Genomic DNA, 18512 nt, shown 5'->3' with positions numbered 1-18512 from the left:
TCCTCCGGTTCATCCCTAACCGTTCAGAGCTTGACTACGGTCAGCTTCGCCTCCACGTACATGCCGGGGAAGATGAACGCGAGGTACTTCTCCCATCGGCGGGGAAACCAGTTGGCGAGCAGGCTGATGCCCAGTACCCGGTAGACGTCGCTGAAGATCAGCCTGCATTCGTCCATCCGAAACCGTCCGTCCCGGCACATCTGGGTGATCGTCACGTAGCCGAAGTGATGATAGTGCGTCAGGTCGCCATAGGACAGCTGCGACGAGTAATGGGGCGTGACGATGCGGATCGAAGCCCCGGGCCGCGCGATGCGGTACACTTCGTCCATGGCCCGGGCCGGCTGGAGGATGTGCTCCAGGATATGTGACATCTCGACGTGATCGAACTGTGCGTCGTCGAAGGGATAGGGGTAGTCGTCCAGGCTGTGCACGACGTCCACGTGCGCCGCATCGTTGATGTCCAGGCCGACGGCCCCTTCCAGCTTCCCGAAAGGTCCGCAGCCCAGATCGAGTTTGGTCGCCATGTTCACCCGTTCCCGTGCCATGGAGGCGTTCGCCTGAGCGGGCAACATGGTATGATCGGGCTGGGGTCGTGTCAAGTGAATTAGGCCGTCACGGACCGGGTTCAGAGCCGGATGATCTCGCCCGATTCGCCGCTACCGGAATCGTCGAGCATGGCGATGATTTCGCGGCACACGCGGTCCGGCGGGATCTCCTCGATCCGTTGACTGGCGGCGTAGAAGGCGCGGTGCCTTCGGCCGGGCGGCTTCCAGTAGGCCGGATCGCTGGTGGCGTGGAAGGACAGGGTCGGCGTCTCCACGGCGGCGGCCAGGTGGAGGACCCCGGTGTCGTTGCATACGAGCAGGTCCGCGGCGTGGATCACGCCGGCGACCTCCCGCAGCGAAAGGGACGGCGCGCTGTGCAACAGAGCGGATGCCGCTTCGCGCAGCGCACGCAGCAGTCCTTCTTCTCCAGGCGCGGGGATGATCAGGATCCGGGCGGAGCGCCGGGCGGCCAACTCATCGCAGACACGGGCCAGCTGCTCCACGGGGTATCGCTTCCTCGCGTCCCCGGTGCCGAAGTGGACGGCGACCACGGGGCCTCCGGGCTTCCCGGGATCTCCGTCCAGGCCATCGATCACCGCCCTGCCGGTCGCCCGTTCTTCCGCAGCCATGGCGTAACGGTAGGACAGGTCGTCCGTATCGGCGCCCACGTGCCGCACCACGTCCAGGTTCCGCTGGATCTGGTGCCTGGGATCGAGATTCACGGGCACGTTGATCGTGTAGAAAGGATTGTGGTCGAGGTGGTCGAAGGTGGGCGTTTCGGGTCCCATGACCACGGAAGCGCCCGAAAGCCAGGCGATGAGGTCGCTGGACAGGGAATGGGAAACCGTGTTGAACACGACGGCGAGGTCGACGGGGTTCCGCATGAGATCGACGAAAGACCGGATGTCCCGGGGCCGCCAGCGGAAACCGGATTCGTGGAACAGCAGGACCTCGTCCACGTCCGGATTGTTTCGGGCCACGGGGTACAGGTAGGCGCGGACCACCAGGGTGAGGTGCGCGGCGGGAAACCGCGCCCGCAGCGCGTGGATCGCGGGGGTGGTCAGCAGGAAATCGCCGAACTGATCGTGTTGCCGGATAATCAGGATCCGGCCGATGCGTTCGATGTCGACCTCGCCGGGCGGCGTACGGCGATTGCCCAGTGGATGGCTGGCCAGCCACTTGAGCACCCGGGTCTTGAGTCGCTTCTCGATAGGATACCACATCATCGGCCGTCCGTTAATCCGCGACCGGTTCCTGGTCCCGGAACTGCAGGTTGTAGAGCTTCCGGTACAGGCCGTCTTCCTGGACCAGCGACGCGTGGACGCCGGACTGGACGATCCGGCCGCGGTCGACCACGACCACCCGGTCCGCCTTCTGCACCGTCGACAGGCGATGGGCGATGACCAGGGCCGTCCTGCCCTTCATCAGCCGATCGATGGCCTCCTGGACCAGCAGCTCGGACTCGGTGTCCAGGCTGGACGTGGCCTCGTCGAATATGAGAATCTGGGGATCCTTCAGGATGGCCCGGGCGATGGCGATGCGCTGGCGCTGCCCCCCGGAAAGGCGCACGCCCCGCTCCCCGAGAAACGTATCGTACCCATCGGGCAACTGCTCGATGAAGGCGTCCGCGTTCGCGGCGGCCGCTGCGGACCGAATCCGGTCCAGGGGCATGTCCACCACGCCGTAGGCGATATTGTTGCGGACCGTGTCGTTGAAGAGGATCACGTCCTGGGTAACGATCCCCATCTTCTCCCGGAGGGAGGCCACGGTGACCGTACGCAGGTCTTTCCCGTCGATTTCGATGCGCCCCCCGGTCGGATCGTAGAACCGCGCGACGAGATCCACCAGGGTGGACTTGCCGCCTCCGCTGGGTCCCACAAGCGCCACGGTCTCGCCCGATCGGACCACCAGGTCGATCTCTTCCAGGGCGGGATCGGAGACCGTATCGTAACGGAAAGTCACGCGATCGAGCCGGATCTCACGCCGCAGGTCGGGCAACGGGGCCGCGCCGGGAGCGTCCGTGATCTCCGGGGCCGTGTCCAGCACGGAAAACACGCGGTCGGCGGCCGCGATCCCCTCCTGGATCCGGTTGTGCACCTGGCCGAGTTCCTTGACCGGTTTCATCATGGAAAAGAGGGCCAGGAAGAAGGTCAGGAAGTCCTCGGGCGCCAGCAGGCCGCCTTCCAGCACCTGCCGCCCGCCGTACCAGAGGATCGCCAGGCCCACCGCGCCGCCCAGGATCTCCGTGACGGGGCTGGCCAGGTTGTGCATGTGAGTCAGGCGGAGCAACGTGCGGAAGTAGTGTTGCGTCTGCCGCTTGAACTTGCCGATTTCGAAGGACTCCATGTTGAAGGCCTTGACCACCCGCACGCCGGCCACGGTCTCCTGGAGCGTCGAGGTCAGGTCGGCCATGGCCTCCTGGGAGGCCGTGCTGCTCCGGCGAAGTCGCCGGCCTACCGTGGTAATGACGAGGACGCTCAGGGGAAGCAAGACCAGCGAGACCAGCGTCAACTGCCAGCTGAGGATCAGGAGGATCGCGAGGAAGACCACGACCAGCATGGGCTCCTTGACCAGCGTGCCGAAGGCGGCCGAGATCGTGCCGTTGATCTTCATGACGTCGTAGGATACGCGGGAGATGAGCTCCCCCGTGCGTTCCCGGTGGAAATAGGACAGGGAAAGGCGGTGCAGATGGATATACAGGTGGTTCCTGAGATCTTTGATGACCCCGTTCTCGGCGTAGGCCATCAGGTAGGCCTGCAGGTAACTGCTGATGTTCTTGAGCAGGAGGATGAACAGGATGATCAGGCAGAGGCGCTCGAGGGTGGCCTGCTTGGTCGGCCGCCTGATCAGGTCGTTGGTGCGTTCCTTCAAGGTCTCGCGCAGGCCCGTCATCCCGGTGCGCTGTTCCAGCCGGTTCGCCGAATCCTGCGCCACGCCGAGCTGCCCGCCCTGCCCGGGCAGTCCGGACCGCCCGTCCTGCCCGGACTGCCCGTCCGGAACCGTCTGGACGGTTTCCTGGCCGAAGAGGGTCTGCAGAAAGGGCAGGGCCACCCAGACCGTGGCGCTGCTGGTCAGCGCAAAAAAGGCCATGCATACCATGGCGCCGGCCATGAAGTACCAGTAGGGTTTTACGTAGGAAAGTACTCGGAGATACAGATTCATGGGGGGTCGATTATGGGGTCAGGCGGGAGGGGCCATTGAGGCGGCGTAGAGCGCTTCCACCCGGTCGGTCATGGCGTCGAGATTGAAGCGTGCCCTGGCCCGTGCGCGGCCGGTCTCCGCGATACGCGCGCGCAGACGCTCGTCCATCAGCAGCGATTCGACCGACCGCGCAAGCCCCTCCGCGTCGCCGCCCTGGAAGACCAGGCCCGTTTCGCCGTCCTCCACGGTGTCCAGCGTGCCGTCCGACCGGGTCGATACACAGGCCACGCCCATGGCCATCGCCTCGATGACCGTCGCGCCGAATCCCTCCGCTCTGGAGGGGAATATAAAAACGTCCATGGCGTACAGCAAGGCGGGAATATCACGCCTGAAGCCCGTAAACAGCACGGTTTCACCGAGGCCGAGTTCCCGGGCATGTCGAACGATTCCGTCGTGGTACGCTTCCTCGCCGTAGCTCGCCTCGCCCACCACGACGAACCGCAGGGGCAACTCCGGATGGCGGTCCCGAAGCAACCGGGCGGCCTGCAGGAACTCCTCGTAGCCCTTCCCCGGAGACACACGGCCCACGGTCCCCACCAACCGCGCTTCGGAGGTGATCCCGAGCGATCTTCTCGTGTCTTCCCGGTCGTAGCGGGCCGGATCGAATCTTTCCAGGTCCAGGGCCGGATGCACCGTCACCACGCGGTCCGGCGGGACGGGACAGGTCTCCCGCACGTTCCGGTTCAGCGTCTCCGATACCGTGATGACGCGGGAAACGCGCCGGTACAGCCAGCGGTGAAGCGGATCCTTTTTCGTTACGTAGGAACCGACGTGCTTGGTGAGCAGGAGCGGTCCCCCGAACCCTGCCAGCCGCGCGGCGGGCACGGCCTGCCAGAGGTCGCGGGAAAGGTGAAGATGGAGGACGCCGGGCCGGAAGCGGCGGATGCAGCGCCGAAGCGCGCAGGTCGAAAGAGGATTCACGTAACCACCGATGGGGACGGATTCCACCGTGAAGCCCCGTTCACGGGCCTCGCCGACAATCGATCCTTTTGGATGAAGCACCAGGCGCACGTCGTGACCGCGGTCCCGAAGTTTTGCCGACAGGATCGGAACGTGCATCTCCGTACCGCCCCAGGCCAGGGAGGAGCATACCTGCAGGATGCGCGCGGGTGCCATGCCGGTCATGGCAATCCTTTAATCGATGGAATCGGGGATCGGGATCGGATCGGGGACGATTACGGGTATCCCGGCGAGTCCGCCAGTATCACTTCCTCCGGCATCATTTCCACACCTGGTGCCAGGCGCATTCCGTCTGGAAGATGTAGTTGTTGCACTGGCTGCAGATCTCGAGTTCGTCATACCTGTTCTCGATCATCTTCTGGCGGATCTCCTGGATCGGCGCACCGTTCCAGACTTCCCTGATCGACTGCTTCGAGACGTCGCCCACTTCCACCTTGAAGTCGAAATCGAGACAGCAGATGGATACCCGGCCGTCGTTCGCGATGACGAACTCCTCCCAGGGATGCTTGCAGGGGAAGGTGAAACCGCCGGCGGCCGACGCCTCGGCCTGGTCGCCCACGTTCTTGTCTTCCACGCTGCCCGTCCAGGTCGTGTAGCTCTGCACTACCACGTGGTCGGCGATGGGCTTCCAGAGGTCCCTGAACGCGTCGATCTCGTGCTGGGTCTCGGCCATGTTGATGATGGTTACCGTGATTTCCGGCGTCTTGCTGCGGACGGAACGCTTCAGTTCCATCAGGTACCGTGCGTTCTCCACCACCTGTTCATAGTCGAGCCCGACGCGCACCGCCTCGAAGGTCTCCGCCGTCGCCCCGTCGATGTCGATGTTGATCTTGTCCAGCCCGCAATCGATGAGCTCCTGCGCCTTCTGCGGTGTGATGAGGGAACCGTTGGTGCTTACGCTGACCGGCACGCGGGGCAGCTTTTGCTTCGTATACGCGATCATGTCGACGAGTTTCTTGTTGATGAAGGACTCTCCGAACATGAAGGGTTGTATGAGCCGGATGTACCGGGCGTTTTCGGCGCATTCGTCGATGATCTTGCGGTACAGGTCCATGGACATGTTGCCCTTCTTGCGGCTCAACAGTTCACGCGGGCACATGATGCAGTCGGCGTTGCAGTAACTCGACCCCTCGATACTGATCACTTCCGGAAACCGCAGTTTCCGCGCAACAATGGCATTGCGCAGGACCCGCTGAACCGGCTCGTACCGGGAAGCCGTCTTGTAAAGGGAGTCTTTAAGGCCCATCGGTGGTCAGTCGTCCTTCCAGTTGAATTCGTCGTCGCCACCCCGGATCAGCCGGTTGTAGCCCGGCTGCCGGGTCCGTACCTCTTCGGTTCGTATGGGCGGAAACATCCGGCCGCCCCGCTTCCTGTACATCCCGTATTCCCAGGTCTTCGCGTACCCGGACATGACCGAAACCGATGAGAGCAGGCATAGCAGAAGTCCTTGCATCCCATCCAGATACCCTCTTTTCATCACGTACAACTTCCAGAACGCGCCCAGGGGAGCGATGGCGATGTGCACCCAGGTTATCTTACGGTCCGGCCGCGCTTTCAGCCGGTTCCTCACCTCGATCGACGTGTACTCGTTCAGCTTCTCGATATACTGGTACAGGCTGGTATAGGCATCGTGTACCAGCGGTGCATCGAGGCAGCCGGTAGACCCGTCGACGAAGAAGGTCTCGTGGACCTGGGTCCGGGTGACCTGCGTCTTGCTCCGGCGGAACAGCCGGAGCGGCCGGTCGTCTCCCCAGCCGGCCGCATGGCGGATGTGCCGGGAGAGGAAGTAGTTCTCCCTGGGCACATGATAGCCGTCGCAGGATGCGGGTGACGCGAGAAGGCTTCGGATCTCCAACTCAAGCGGCTCGCTGAGCCGCTCGTCCGCGTCCAGGTTCAACACCCATTCGGAAACCGCCCGGTCCAGCGCCTGCTGCTTCTGCTGTCCGCTGCCGTGCCGGTCTTCGTGATACAACCGGACCTTTTCGTGGCCGTTGCAGATCTCGACCGTCCGATCGGTGCTTCCGCAGTCCACCACCACGATTTCGTCCACCCAGGAAACGCTCTGCAGACAGGTATCGATATGCGGTTCTTCGTTATAGGTAATGACGATTACGGATATCGTATCCATACCTGCATCATCGATCCCGTTCTATGGCGTAGTCGACCATGTTCAGGAGCGCGTCCTTCGCCCGGGTCTCCGGCTCGTCACGGAGGCTACGCTTGGCTTCCTCCGCGTAGGCCAGCGCCTTGCCTTTCGCGTAGCGGATGCCGTCGTGGACGTGGACGAACTCGACGATCTCGTCGCAGACGCGGTCGCTCCATTCCTCCTTCATCAACTGCTCCACGCGCCTGTTGCCTTCGGTGGAAGCGTTCCGGAGGGCGTGGATCAACGGCAGGGTGACCGTCCCTTCGCGGAAGTCGTTTCCCCTCGGTTTTCCAATGACGTCTTCGTCTCCCGTGAAATTGAGGATGTCATCGGTGATCTGGAAAGCCATGCCGAGCTTCTCGCCGAAATCGCCGAACCGGCAGGCCGTCTCGGCCGAACGGCTTGAGAGATATGCTCCGGAATCGCACCCGCACGCGATGAGCGAGGACGTCTTGTTGCTGATGATGCGATAGTACTCCGCCTCGGTCGTCCGGATGTTGAACCGGCGGATGGCCTGGTGCAACTCGCCCTCGGTCAGCCGTTCCACGCATGCCGCGATCTTCGCCGTGATCCGCGAACAGTCGAGTTTCGCGATCAGCGTCAACACCCTGGCGATCACGTTGTCGCCCATAAGCACCGAAACGTGGTTGTCCCATTTGGAATTCAGTGTGGGCAGACCGCGGCGCGTGGTCGCGCGGTCCACCACGTCGTCGTGAATCAGCGTCGCGGTGTGGCAGAGCTCGATGATGAACGCCGCCAGCATGGTCTCCCGGCACGGCGTACCGTATGCCGAGGCCGAAAGAAATACCAGCGCGGGTCTCAGCCGTTTTCCCTTGGTGCGAACCAGGTGGGCCCAGATCTGGTTGATGACCTCCACGTCGGACCGGGAGATCTCGCTGATCTTCTGCTCAAACTGGTCGAGATGGATCTGGACCGGCGCGCTGATGGTTCGGAAGTCTATGAATGCCCTCCGGTTGGCTGGCGTTGGCGCCCGCTGAAATACCTGAATATATGGCGTGAAACCGTCCGGAAGTCAACCCAATTCGCCGATGCCGGCCCATGGGTGGAAACGGCGGAACGGCCAGGCTTACGGCAGCGTCATGACTGCCCGCTCGGCCAGTTGAAGCAATACGGAGGGGAAAACGCCCACAGCCAGGATGGCCAGGGCGGAGAGGCAAAGCGCGGTCATGCCGCTGTAGGACAGGTGGCCGGCGGCTTCGGCCGGCGCTTCGGCCGCGGGCCGCATGTACATCCATACCACGACGCGAAGGTAGTAGTACAACGACACGCCGCTGAATAGCAGGCCGATCACGGCCAGTTCCACGTATCCTCCGTATACCAGCGCACTGAAGAGGTAGAACTTGGCCATGAACCCGGCCGTGGGCGGTATGCCGGCCAGGGAAAACATGACCACGGCCATGACCGCGGCGACGAGCGGACGGCGGCTTCCCAGGCCGGCCAGGTCGTCCATGGTCGCGCAGGGAATCCCGCGGGCGGCAAGCACGGCCAACACCCCGAAGGCGCCCAGATTCATCGCCGTGTACACGATCAGGTAGAAGACGATGCTCGCACTGCCGTCCTGGCTGTCGGCCATGAGCGGCAGCAGCATGTAGCCGGCATGGGCGATGCTCGAGTAGGCCAGCAGTCTCTTCAGGTTCGTCTGAACCAGCGCCACGACGTTGCCGACGGCGATCGTGAGGACCGCCAGCACCGAGATCAGCGGGATCCACTCCATCTGAAGGCCGGGAAAAACCGAACCGAGCAGCCGGATCAACACCACGAAGGCGGCCGCCTTGGAACCGGTGGACAGAAAAGCCGCGACAGGCGTCGGCGCGCCCTGGTACACGTCCGGCGTCCAGGCGTGGAACGGGACCATGGAGATCTTGAAACCGATCCCGACCAGGAGCAGGCCCAATCCGCCGAGCAGGAGGAGATTCACGGCGTCACCGCGCTCCTCGCCCAGCGTGCGCGCGATGGCCTCGTACTCCGTGCTGCCGCTCGCGCCGTAGAGCAGGGCCATGCCGTAAAGAATGAATCCGCTGGCGAAAGCGCCCAGCAGGAAGTACTTCAGCGCTCCTTCGTTCGATCCGGCGTCCCGCTGTTCGAATCCGATCAGCACGTAAAGCGAAATGGAGAGAACTTCCAGACCCAGGAAAAAGGTGAAGAGGTCCGTGCTCGCCGCCATCATGCTCATGCCGGACACGGCGTAGATGAGCAGCGCATAGTACTCCCCGCGGTCGATGGAACGGGCTTCGGCATAGGAGATGGAGACCAACACGGTCAAGATGGCGCCGGCGATGAACACCAGGGTGGCCACCAGGCTGAAGTCGTCCATCACCATCATGGGCGACGTATCCGAGAAGGCGACGGGTGCCCGGCCCAGCTGGTTCACGGCAAAGACGCCGGATACCGCCAGGAGCAGCAGGGAAAGATAAGGGATCCCCTTGCGAAACCGTTCGAACAGGCCGACGATCAGGACCACGGTCGCGGCGGACACGAGCACGATCTGCGGCAACACGGCGTAGAGGTTTATGGCGGGCAGGGCCGTATTCATCGCGTATCCTGGCTGGTTTCAGGGTTGGCATCGAGGCCGGCCGGATCACCCGGGCCGGCCGGATCCGCCGGCATCGCCATCGATTCGATGGTCGAAGGGACCATCCCGGCCGGAGGCGTTTCGGCGAGACGGTGGGTCTGGACCAGCAGCTTCTGCACCGAAGCCTCCATGGTCCTCAAGAAAGGATTGGGATACACCCCGATCCAGATAATGAACAGCGTCATGCAGGCAAGCACGGCCGTCTCCCGGAACGACAGGTCCCTGATCCCCCGGTTCTCCTCCCGAGTCAACGGGCCGAAGACCACCTTGCGGTACATCCTGAGCATGTAGACGGCCGCCAGGATGATCCCCGTGGCCGCGACGGCCGCGATCAGGATGTTCTGCTGGAACACGCCGACCAGTATGAGAAACTCTCCGACGAAACTGCTCAGGCCCGGCAGGCCCACGGAGGCCAGGGTAAACACGAGCAGGAAAGCGGAGAACACCGGAATCGTGTGCCACAACCCGCCATATGCTTCCATGTCCCAGGTATTCCGACGCTGGACGAGCATCATGGCGGCCAGAAACAGTCCGCCCGTGGACAGCGCCAGGCTGACGATGTGCACGACCGCGCCCTGTATGCCGTGCTGGTTCAGGGCGAATACGCCCAGCACGACGAACCCCGCGTGACTGATCGTCGAATAGGCGATCATCCGCCGGATATCCCGTTGCGCCAGGGCGATCAGGGCGCCGTAGACGATACCGGCCGCCGCCACGGCGCACATCAGGGGTGCCAGCTCGGTAAGGGCATCGGGGAACAGCGGAAGGGTCAGGCGTATGAACCCGTAGGCCGCCATCTTGACGAGCACCACGGCGAGGACGATGGCATCGGGCAGCCACGTGTGAAAGGGCACCATGGGCACCTTCACCGCGAAGGCGGCGATGAAGGCGAGGGCGAGCCAGAACTGGACCTCCGGCGGTATGGACAGCTGGTAAAGCGCCGCCATCTCGAAGGTGAGGACGTCATGGGCCTGGTGGTGGAGAAAGGCCAGGGTGATGACCGCGGCCAGCATGAGCAGGCTGCCGAAGACGGCGAACAGGAAGAATTTCAGGGCCGCCCGCGCGCTGTTTTCATAACCCCAGATGCCGATCAGGAAGTACATGGGGATCAGCATGCCTTCCCAGAAGAGGAAGAACAGGAACAGGTCGAGGGAGAAGAACACGCCCATCAGGGTGGTTTCCATCAGCAGCATGAAAACCTGGTAGGCCCGGATCCGCTCGCTTACGATCGTCCAGGTGCCGAGCAAGGCCAGGGGCCACATGAGCGCGGTGATCCCGGCGAGGAGGATGCTGATACCGTCCGCCCCTACGTGATAGGACACGCCCAGGGATTCGATCCAGGGCATGCGCTCCACGAACTGCGGTTCGCCCAGGTGCGCCTTGAAAGCGCCAAAGCAGACCGCGAAGAGGACGAGCACCAGGGCCGAAACGCCGAATCCCACCCACCGGGCGGCCGTGTCCCCTTTGACGAAGAGGAGCAGGACGGCGCCCACGACCGGCAGCCAGATGATGAGGGACAGGAAAGGCAGTTCCGTCATGTACAGTACCTTCGATTCCTTCGGGGTTGCGGTCCCGGGTTACGGTCCCAGGTAACCGGTGATATAGGCGAAGACCACGAGCGCGCCGATGACCATGATCAACGCGTAGTTCTGAACGACCCCCGTCTGCGTATACCGGATCGCGTTCCCCATGCTGCGGACCGTGAGCGCGGCCAGGGTCAGCCCCCCGTCGACGATCGTGGAATCCAGGATGCGCCAGCATCCCCGGGCGATCTTCCTCACCGGTCCCACGATGACGGTGTCGTAGATCTCATCCACGTAGAACTTCTCCAGCGACAGCGTATACAGCGCCCGCGGTACCAGGCGGTCGAAAACCCTGTTGCCGCGAATGTACACGGTGTACGCGCCCCAGATACCGGCCGCGGCCACCAGCAGGGCCAGGACCATCAGGGCCAGCTCGACGCTCGCGGAGGGAACCTGCGCCTCCGGCAGCCCGGAGAACACCGGCGCGAGGAATCCGCCGAACCGGTCCATGCCCGCTGCGAACACGTGGGGGATGCCGATGAATCCGCCCACGGTGGACAGCACGGCCAGCAGGACCAGCGGTATGGTCATGACGCGGGACGACTCGCGGACCTTTTCGGTTTCGTCCCGGCTCAGCCGGGTCTCGCCGCCGAAGGTCATGAACAGCAGCCGGAACATGTAGAAGGCGGTCATGGCTCCGGTGGCCAGACCGACCAGCCACAGCACTGGGGCGTTGACGAAGGCGCCCAGCAGGATCAGGTCCTTGCTGAAGAAACCCGCGAACGGCGCGATCCCCGCGATGGCCAGGGTCGCCAGCAGCATGGACTTGTAGGTCACCGGCATAAGGTCGCGGAGCCCGCCCATGTTGCGGAGGTCCTGGGGATCCCTGCCCTTTTCCAAAGCGTGTTCCAGCGCGTGTATGACGCTGCCCGCGCCCATGAACAACAGGGCCTTGAAGAACGCGTGGGTGACCAGGTGGAAGATCCCCGCGGTGAAGTAGCCGACGCCGCAGGCCAGGAACATGTACCCCAGCTGGCTCACGGTGGAATAGGCCAGGACGCGCTTGATATCGTACTGGGTCAGGGCGATGTACGCGGCGAAGATGGCCGTGACCGCGCCGACGACGGCCACGACGGTCATGGCCGTGGCGGACTGCGCGAAGAGCGCGTGGCACCGGGCGACCATGTACACGCCCGCGGTCACCATGGTGGCCGCGTGGATCAGCGCGCTGACGGGCGTGGGGCCTTCCATGGCGTCCGGCAGCCAGACGTGGAGGGGCACCTGGGCGGACTTGCCCATGGCCCCGATGAATAGCAAGAGGGTGACGGCCGTGATGACCGGGGCGAGCACGGCCGGGTCCGCCGCGAACACATCGGCATAGGTGAGCGAGCCAGCGTACAGGAAGATCAGGAGCAGGCCCAGAATGAAGGCGAAATCGCCGATGCGGTTCACCACGAAGGCCTTCATGCCCGCGTTCGCCGCGGATCGCCTTTCGCACCAGAACCCGATCAGCAGGTAGGAACAGAGCCCGACCCCTTCCCAGCCGACGAACATCAGCAGGAAGTTGTTGCCCATCACGAGGATGAGCATGGCGAACATGAACAGGTTCAGATAGGAGAAATACCGGACGCAGCAGGCGTCCTTGCCCATGTAGCCGATGGAATAGACGTGGATCAGCAGTCCGACCCCGGTCACCACCAGCATCATGACCGTCGAAAGCGGATCGACCAGGAAGGCCACGTCCACCGCGAAGGTGCCCGTCGTGATCCACGAATAGACGACCACGTCGACGCTGCGTTCTCCATCCGGCAGCCCTATGAGCTGGAGGAAGACACCCAGCGCGAGCAGGAAGGACGCGGCCACCATCGCGCAGGCGATCATCCCGGATACGCGGGGGTTCCGGTTGAAGAATACGTTGATGAAGGCCCCGAGGAGGGGCAGGAAGGGGATCAGCCAGACGTAACTGAAGGATTCGGTCATGGGGTTAACTAAGGGTCCTGGGCTGGCCGGCCTAAACCGCTACCAGCGCAGGGACCGGACCTCGTCGATGTTGACCGTTCCGCGGTTGCGGAACAGCAGGATCACCAGGGCCAGGCCGATAGCCACTTCGGCAGCCGCCACGGTTATCACCAAAAACACGTAGATGTGGCCGTCGGCCATGCCGAACTGCCGGGCAAAGGCCACGAAAGAGAGATTGGCCCCGTTGAGCATCAACTCGATGCCCATCAGCACAATGATAGCGTTCCGCCGAACCAGCACGCCGGTGGCGCCGACCAGGAAGAGCACGGCACTCAGGACCAGGTAATAGGTGACAGGGATCATGGCTTCGTCGACTCCGGCACGGTCAGCCCCTCACTCGCCCACGGAAACGGTGCCCTTGCGCGTAAGTACCACGGCGCCCACGATGGCGATCAGCAGGAGCACGGCCGCGATCTCCACGGGCAGCAGGTATTTCGTGAACAACAGCGTTCCGATCTGTTCCACCTCGCCGAATCCGTTTCCGCCGCCATCCGCCGGAGGGGTCGTTCCGCCGCTCGCATAGGACATGATCATGGCCGCCACAGGCAGGAACAGCAGCGCGGCCAGGAGTACGGCCAGCGGTTTCTGGATGCGAAACACCCCGCCCTCCTCGCGGCTCAGGTTCAGCAGCATGATAACGAAGAGGAAGAGGACCATGATGGCGCCGGCATACACGACGATCTGTATGATCGCGACGAACTGGGCGTCCAGCATCAGGTACAGGCCGGCGATGGATATCATGACCATGATGAGCAGCAGCACGCAGTAGATCGGGTTGCGCTGCAGGATCATGGCCACGCTGCTCGCGACGGCTACAATGGCGAAAAAAAGAAAGAAGTAGAGTTCCATGGCATCTCGTCGGGGCGGTCCCCGGCCGCTCAATGACCGCCCGGACCACCCGGGTCGGGAAGCTGATCTCCCCGGGGGCGCGTGAAGGCCTCCCGGCTCTTTCGAAGGACCTGGCCCAGCGTGCCCTCCTGATCTTTGGTTTCATCGTAGTTCTTCAGCAGGCGTTCCCGGTCCCAGATCATCTCCTCCCGCGACGTGGCCACGAGTTCGATGTCGTCCGTCATGTCGATGGCGTCTTCGGGACAGGCTTCCACGCACATGCCGCAGAAAATGCACCGGAGCATGTCGATCTGGAACGTGCGGGGGATCTTCTCCCGGTCGTTCCATTCCGTCTCCATGCCTTCGATGGTGATGCAGTCGGCGGGACAGGCCACGGCGCACATCTCGCAGGCCACGCACTTGACCCGGTCCTGCTCGTCCTTGTTTAGCCGGTGGGCGCCGCGGTATCCGGGCGGCAGGATCTTCTGCACCTCCGGGTACTGCATGGTGACCTTCTTCCTGAAGAGGTGCGCGAGGGTCAGGAGCATGCCCTTGATCACCGCGGGAAGGTAAAGCCGCTCCGCCAGGGTCATCTTGCGCGCTTCAACAATGATTGCCATGGATCACACTCCCCAATCAGACCAGCATCCAGATTCCGGTGACTACGACGTTCAACAGGGCCAGCGGCAGCAGCACCTTCCAACCGATCGCCATCAGCTGGTCGTACCTGAAACGCGGCAGCGACCACCTCACCCAGATATAGACGAAGAGGAAGAATCCCGTCTTGAGCAGGAACCCGGCCACCTGGTACAGGGTGACCAGTCCCGGGCCGACCTGGTCCTCGAAGGGCATGTGCCACCCGCCGAAGAAGAGGGTTGCCATCAGGGCGGAGGCCGCGATCATGCTGGCGTATTCCGAGATCATGAACATGGAAAAACGCATGCTGCTATATTCGGTGTGGTAACCGCCTACGAGTTCCTGCTCGCACTCCACCAGGTCGAAGGGCAGGCGGTTGTTTTCGGCGAAGGCCGCGATGACGAAGATGACGAAGGCCAGCGGCTGGCGGAAGATGAACCAGTCGAGGAATCCGTCCTGCGCCGCGACGATCTTGCTCATCTGGAGCGACCCCGTGAGCATGAGGATGCCGACGATGGACAGGCCCAGCGACAGTTCGTAGCTGATCATCTGCGCCGACGACCGGATCCCGCCCAGCAGGGTGAACTTGTTGTTGGCGCTCCATCCCCCCAGGGCGATCCCGTACACCGCGATGGAGGTCATGCCCAGGATGTACAGAATTCCGACGTTGAGATCGATGATCTGCAGCGTGGTCGTCGTCTCCTGGATCTGCAGACCGAAGAGGGTGAAGGCGGGGATGGTCACTTCGCCGCCTATGGGGATCACGGCGAAGATCAGCAGGGCCGGCACGAGGATCAGGGCCGGCGCGACGGCGAAGAGCTTCCGGTCGGCACTTGACGGGATGAACTCTTCCTTCCACATGAACTTGATCCCGTCGGCCAGCGGCTGCAGCAGACCCATGGGACCGACGCGGTTGGGACCGAGCCGGTCCTGGATCAGGGCGCTTACCCGGCGTTCCATGAAGGTGAGGTAGGCAACGGTGGTGAACACCACCCCCAGCAGGATGCCGATTTTGACCAGGGCAATGGCGCCTTCCAGGATCATGGGGTCCACGACCAATCCACTAACCTCCCGCGGCCTCGGACGGCCCTTCGCCGCCCGTCATGGCGCCCTGATCGCCGATCAGGTCATAGGTGAGTCCCGCGTATCCTTCCACATTTCCGGCGATTTCTTCCAGGACGCCGGCGGGGTCCGTCCCGCCCAGTTCGACGCCCATGCGCTGTCCCACGTACCGGAGAATCGCGCCGTCCTCCCGCGCGCCGCCGGGCGGCGGGAAGGCGGGGCCCAGCCGCTGTACGCGGCCCTGCGCATTGGTCATGGTCCCGTTCTTCTCGAAGGGAATCGCCCCGGGGAAGACCACGTCGGCCAGTTCGGCGAGGTCGGAACGATACACGTCGTGCACCACCAGGAATTCGAGCTTGCGGAAGGCCTCCGCCTCCGCCGTCGACAGGGTCCGGCCGATGTCGCCGCCCAGTACGTAGAGCCCCCGGATCGAGCCGTCACCGATACCCCGCAGGATATCCTCCAGCGAGCCGGCGCCGAGCATGTCGCGGGCACCCCGGGTGTTGGGCGTCTTGTCCGCGTCGATGTGGAATCCGCTTTTCGACGTCCACGCTTCTCCATCGGGCTTGCGGTCGAGGCCGGTCCGCGGCGACCCGAAGGCCTCCACGGCCATTTTTCGCAGCAGGTAGTTCTCCTCGTTGGTCGCCATGGACGATCCGACCACCCCCATGGCGGAATCCCCTTCACCGTCCAGGACGGTCCGGATGCCGCTGACGGCCGCGTCCATGGCATCGGGCCATGTGGCCTGCCCGAGTTCACCGTCTACCCGCATCAGCGGCGCCGTCAGCCGGTCCGCGTCCTGCCAGCCGTGGTAGCAGAACCGCCCTTCGTCGCACATCCAGTACCCGTTTACCGCCTCGTTGTAACGAGGTTTGGTCCGGTAGATCTTCTGGTGCATGACTTCCAGCGTGGTGTTGCATCCCGTGGCGCATCCCGGGCAGAGGGTATCCACCTTGTCGTAATGCCAGATGCGGGGCTTGTAGAGGAAGTCCTTGGTGACCAGGGCGCCCACGGGACAGATGTCCGCCACGTTCGCCGACATCTTGTTGTCCAGGGGAACGTCTTCGAAGGTCGCGATCTCGGACTTGCTGCCCATCTGGACGACGCCGAGTTCCGAAGTTCCGGTGATCTCGTCGCAAAAGCGGGTGCAGCGCTGGCACAGGATGCAGCGCGTCGTGTACAGCGTGATGTGCGGTCCGAGGTCTTTCTTCGGCGGTACGCGCTTGGTCTCGACGAACCGGCTGTGGCCCCGGCCGTGGTCGAAGGAATGGTCCTGCAGCTTGCACTCCCCCGCCTGGTCGCACCAGGGACAGTCAAGGGGGTGGTTGATGAGCAGGAACTCCATGATCCCCTTCCGGTTGTCCAGCACCGCCGGGGAATTGAACCGGAAATTCATCCCGTCCTTGATCCGTATCGTGCACGAGGTGACGATGCCGAACTGCCCGGGCCGGATCTCCATCTCGGTCAGGCACATCCGGCAGTTGCCGTCCGGCGCCAGGCCGGGGTGATAGCAGAAATGGGGGATGTCGATGCCCAGGTCCGCCGCCGCGTCGATAAGGTTGCGGCCTTCCTCCACGGTGTATTGCTTTTCGTCTATGGTAATGGTTGCCATGGTCTGCTCATCCGGCGGCATCGGCTTCTTCGGTCTTCAGCCGGAAATTGCCGGGTACGGGTGGAATGTGCTCATACTGATCGGGCCGCAGAAAGGATTCCTCCAGGGGCGGGACGACCAGTTCCTTCCGTTCGATGCAGGCCCTGAACTCGGGCCAGTACTTGACGAGAATGGTGCGCACGGGCCAGACGCCCGGCGCCTGGCCGAAGACGCAGACGGTGTGGCCGTGGATCTGCTTGCAGATGTCGAGCAGCAGGTCCAGGTCCTCGTCCCTGCCCTGGCCATTGCGGATACGCCGCAGGATGTCGTTCATCCATGGCACCCCCTCGCGGCAGGGCGTGCACTGGCCGCAGGACTCGTGGGCGGCGAAGGAGGATGCGTTGAGCAGGGCGTCCACCATGCTGGTGGTCTCGTCCATCACGATGATCCCGCCGGTACCGCCCATGGATCCCAGCTTGCCCAGGGCGCCAAAGCCCATGGGCGTGTCGATCTCTTCCGGCGTCAGGATCGGCGCCGAGATGCCGCCCGGAATGACACCCTTCAGCCGGTTGCCGTCCCGGATGCCGCCGGCCGCGTCGTAGATCAGCTCCCGCAGCGTAATATCGGAATCGTACTCGTAGATGCCGGGTTTCTTCACGTGGCCGCACAGGCCGAACAGCCGGGGTCCGGTCGTATCCTCCTCCGAACCGATTTGCTTGTAGGCTTCCGCGCCCATGTCGACGATGGTGGTTATCTGGGCCATGGTCTCCACGTTGTTGACGATCGTGGGCTGGCCCCAGAGCCCGATGGCGGCGGGGAAATAGGGCGGCTTCAGCCGGGGGTAGGGCCGGTTGCCCTCGAGGGATTCGATCAGGCCCGTCTCTTCTCCGCAGATGTAAGCTCCCGCGCCCGGATGGACGTACAACTCGAGGTCGTAGCCCGTGTCCAGGATATCGGCGCCGAGGAAGCCGTGTTTCCGGGCGTCCGCCAGCGCGGCTTCCATCTGGTCGATGATCTGGAAGAACTCGCCCCGGATGTAGATGTATCCCAGGTTGATCCCCAGGGCGTAGCTGGTGATGATCATGCCTTCGATGATCTGGTGGGGCTTCGACTCCAGCAGGAGCCGGTCCTTGAAGCTGCCGGGTTCGCTTTCGTCCGCGTTGGCGCACAGGTACCGGGGAAACCGGTCGGCGCACAGGTTCCACTTCATGCCCGTCGAGAACCCGGCCCCGCCGCGGCCCTTTATCCCCGAGGCGTTGATCTCCTCGATCAGTTCGGCCTGGCTCATGGACTTCAGCGCCTTCCGTACCGCGCCGTAACCGCCGCCGGCCAGGTAGGCGTCGATGTCGCCGGGATCGGTTTCCGCCGGGAGGGGCGCCGTCAGGATTTCGATCGGTGCGGCCATTAC

At 63.5% G+C, this 18512-nt stretch carries 16 protein-coding genes; all 16 read right to left on the bottom strand.

What is annotated here, in order from left to right; genetic code table 11:
* Positions 1-23: 23 nt before the first annotated feature.
* Positions 24-572, bottom strand: coding sequence for a class I SAM-dependent methyltransferase (locus tag F4Z81_03760; GenBank protein ID MXW04168.1), 549 nt, complete (start codon positions 570-572; stop codon positions 24-26).
* Between the two features lie 53 nt (positions 573-625).
* Positions 626-1771: a glycosyltransferase family 9 protein gene (locus tag F4Z81_03755; GenBank protein MXW04167.1), complete on the bottom strand. Its 1146-nt coding sequence runs from the start codon at positions 1769-1771 to the stop codon at positions 626-628.
* Between the two features lie 10 nt (positions 1772-1781).
* A complete protein-coding gene (locus F4Z81_03750; protein ID MXW04166.1) occupies positions 1782-3707 on the bottom strand; it encodes an ATP-binding cassette domain-containing protein in 1926 nt (641 codons plus the stop codon).
* 18 nt (positions 3708-3725) lie between these two features.
* Positions 3726-4871, bottom strand: coding sequence for a glycosyltransferase family 4 protein (locus F4Z81_03745; protein MXW04165.1), 1146 nt, complete (start codon positions 4869-4871; stop codon positions 3726-3728).
* 94 nt (positions 4872-4965) lie between these two features.
* A complete protein-coding gene (locus F4Z81_03740) occupies positions 4966-5952 on the bottom strand; it encodes a radical SAM protein (protein MXW04164.1) in 987 nt (328 codons plus the stop codon).
* Positions 5953-5958: 6 nt separating this feature from the next.
* A complete protein-coding gene (locus tag F4Z81_03735; GenBank protein ID MXW04163.1) occupies positions 5959-6834 on the bottom strand; it encodes a glycosyltransferase family 2 protein in 876 nt (291 codons plus the stop codon).
* Between the two features lie 7 nt (positions 6835-6841).
* Positions 6842-7861 (bottom strand): polyprenyl synthetase family protein, encoded by a 1020-nt coding sequence (locus tag F4Z81_03730; protein ID MXW04162.1) that lies wholly within the window; start codon positions 7859-7861, stop codon positions 6842-6844.
* Positions 7862-7939: 78 nt separating this feature from the next.
* The gene (locus F4Z81_03725; GenBank protein MXW04161.1) at positions 7940-9406 is read right to left on the bottom strand and encodes an NADH-quinone oxidoreductase subunit N; all 1467 of its coding nucleotides are present in this window, start codon (positions 9404-9406) and stop codon (positions 7940-7942) included.
* Positions 9403-10983: an NADH-quinone oxidoreductase subunit M gene (locus F4Z81_03720; protein MXW04160.1), complete on the bottom strand. Its 1581-nt coding sequence runs from the start codon at positions 10981-10983 to the stop codon at positions 9403-9405. Before F4Z81_03720 ends, F4Z81_03725 begins: the two co-directional genes overlap by 4 nt.
* A 39-nt stretch (positions 10984-11022) precedes the next feature.
* Positions 11023-12948, bottom strand: coding sequence for an NADH-quinone oxidoreductase subunit L (gene nuoL, locus F4Z81_03715; protein ID MXW04159.1), 1926 nt, complete (start codon positions 12946-12948; stop codon positions 11023-11025).
* 39 nt (positions 12949-12987) lie between these two features.
* Positions 12988-13290: an NADH-quinone oxidoreductase subunit NuoK gene (nuoK, locus tag F4Z81_03710; GenBank protein MXW04158.1), complete on the bottom strand. Its 303-nt coding sequence runs from the start codon at positions 13288-13290 to the stop codon at positions 12988-12990.
* A gap of 30 nt (positions 13291-13320) precedes the next feature.
* Positions 13321-13836, bottom strand: coding sequence for an NADH-quinone oxidoreductase subunit J (locus F4Z81_03705; protein MXW04157.1), 516 nt, complete (start codon positions 13834-13836; stop codon positions 13321-13323).
* A gap of 29 nt (positions 13837-13865) precedes the next feature.
* Positions 13866-14435, bottom strand: a complete 570-nt coding sequence (locus F4Z81_03700) for an NADH-quinone oxidoreductase subunit I (protein ID MXW04156.1) — start codon at positions 14433-14435, stop codon at positions 13866-13868.
* Between the two features lie 16 nt (positions 14436-14451).
* The gene (gene nuoH, locus F4Z81_03695) at positions 14452-15504 is read right to left on the bottom strand and encodes an NADH-quinone oxidoreductase subunit NuoH (GenBank protein ID MXW04155.1); all 1053 of its coding nucleotides are present in this window, start codon (positions 15502-15504) and stop codon (positions 14452-14454) included.
* 10 nt (positions 15505-15514) lie between these two features.
* On the bottom strand, positions 15515-17146 hold the full coding sequence (locus F4Z81_03690; protein ID MXW04154.1) for a molybdopterin-dependent oxidoreductase: 1632 nt from the start codon (positions 17144-17146) through the stop codon (positions 15515-15517).
* The gene (gene nuoF, locus F4Z81_03685) at positions 17133-18509 is read right to left on the bottom strand and encodes an NADH-quinone oxidoreductase subunit NuoF (protein MXW04153.1); all 1377 of its coding nucleotides are present in this window, start codon (positions 18507-18509) and stop codon (positions 17133-17135) included. Before nuoF ends, F4Z81_03690 begins: the two co-directional genes overlap by 14 nt.
* Between the last annotated feature and the right edge of the window lie 3 nt (positions 18510-18512).

This window comes from Gemmatimonadota bacterium, from assembly GCA_009835325.1.
Classification (GTDB): Bacteria; JAAXHH01; JAAXHH01; order JAAXHH01; family JAAXHH01; genus JAAXHH01.
Note: the sequence above shows the minus strand (reverse complement) of the source record. Positions and strands in the feature narration are given on the sequence as shown.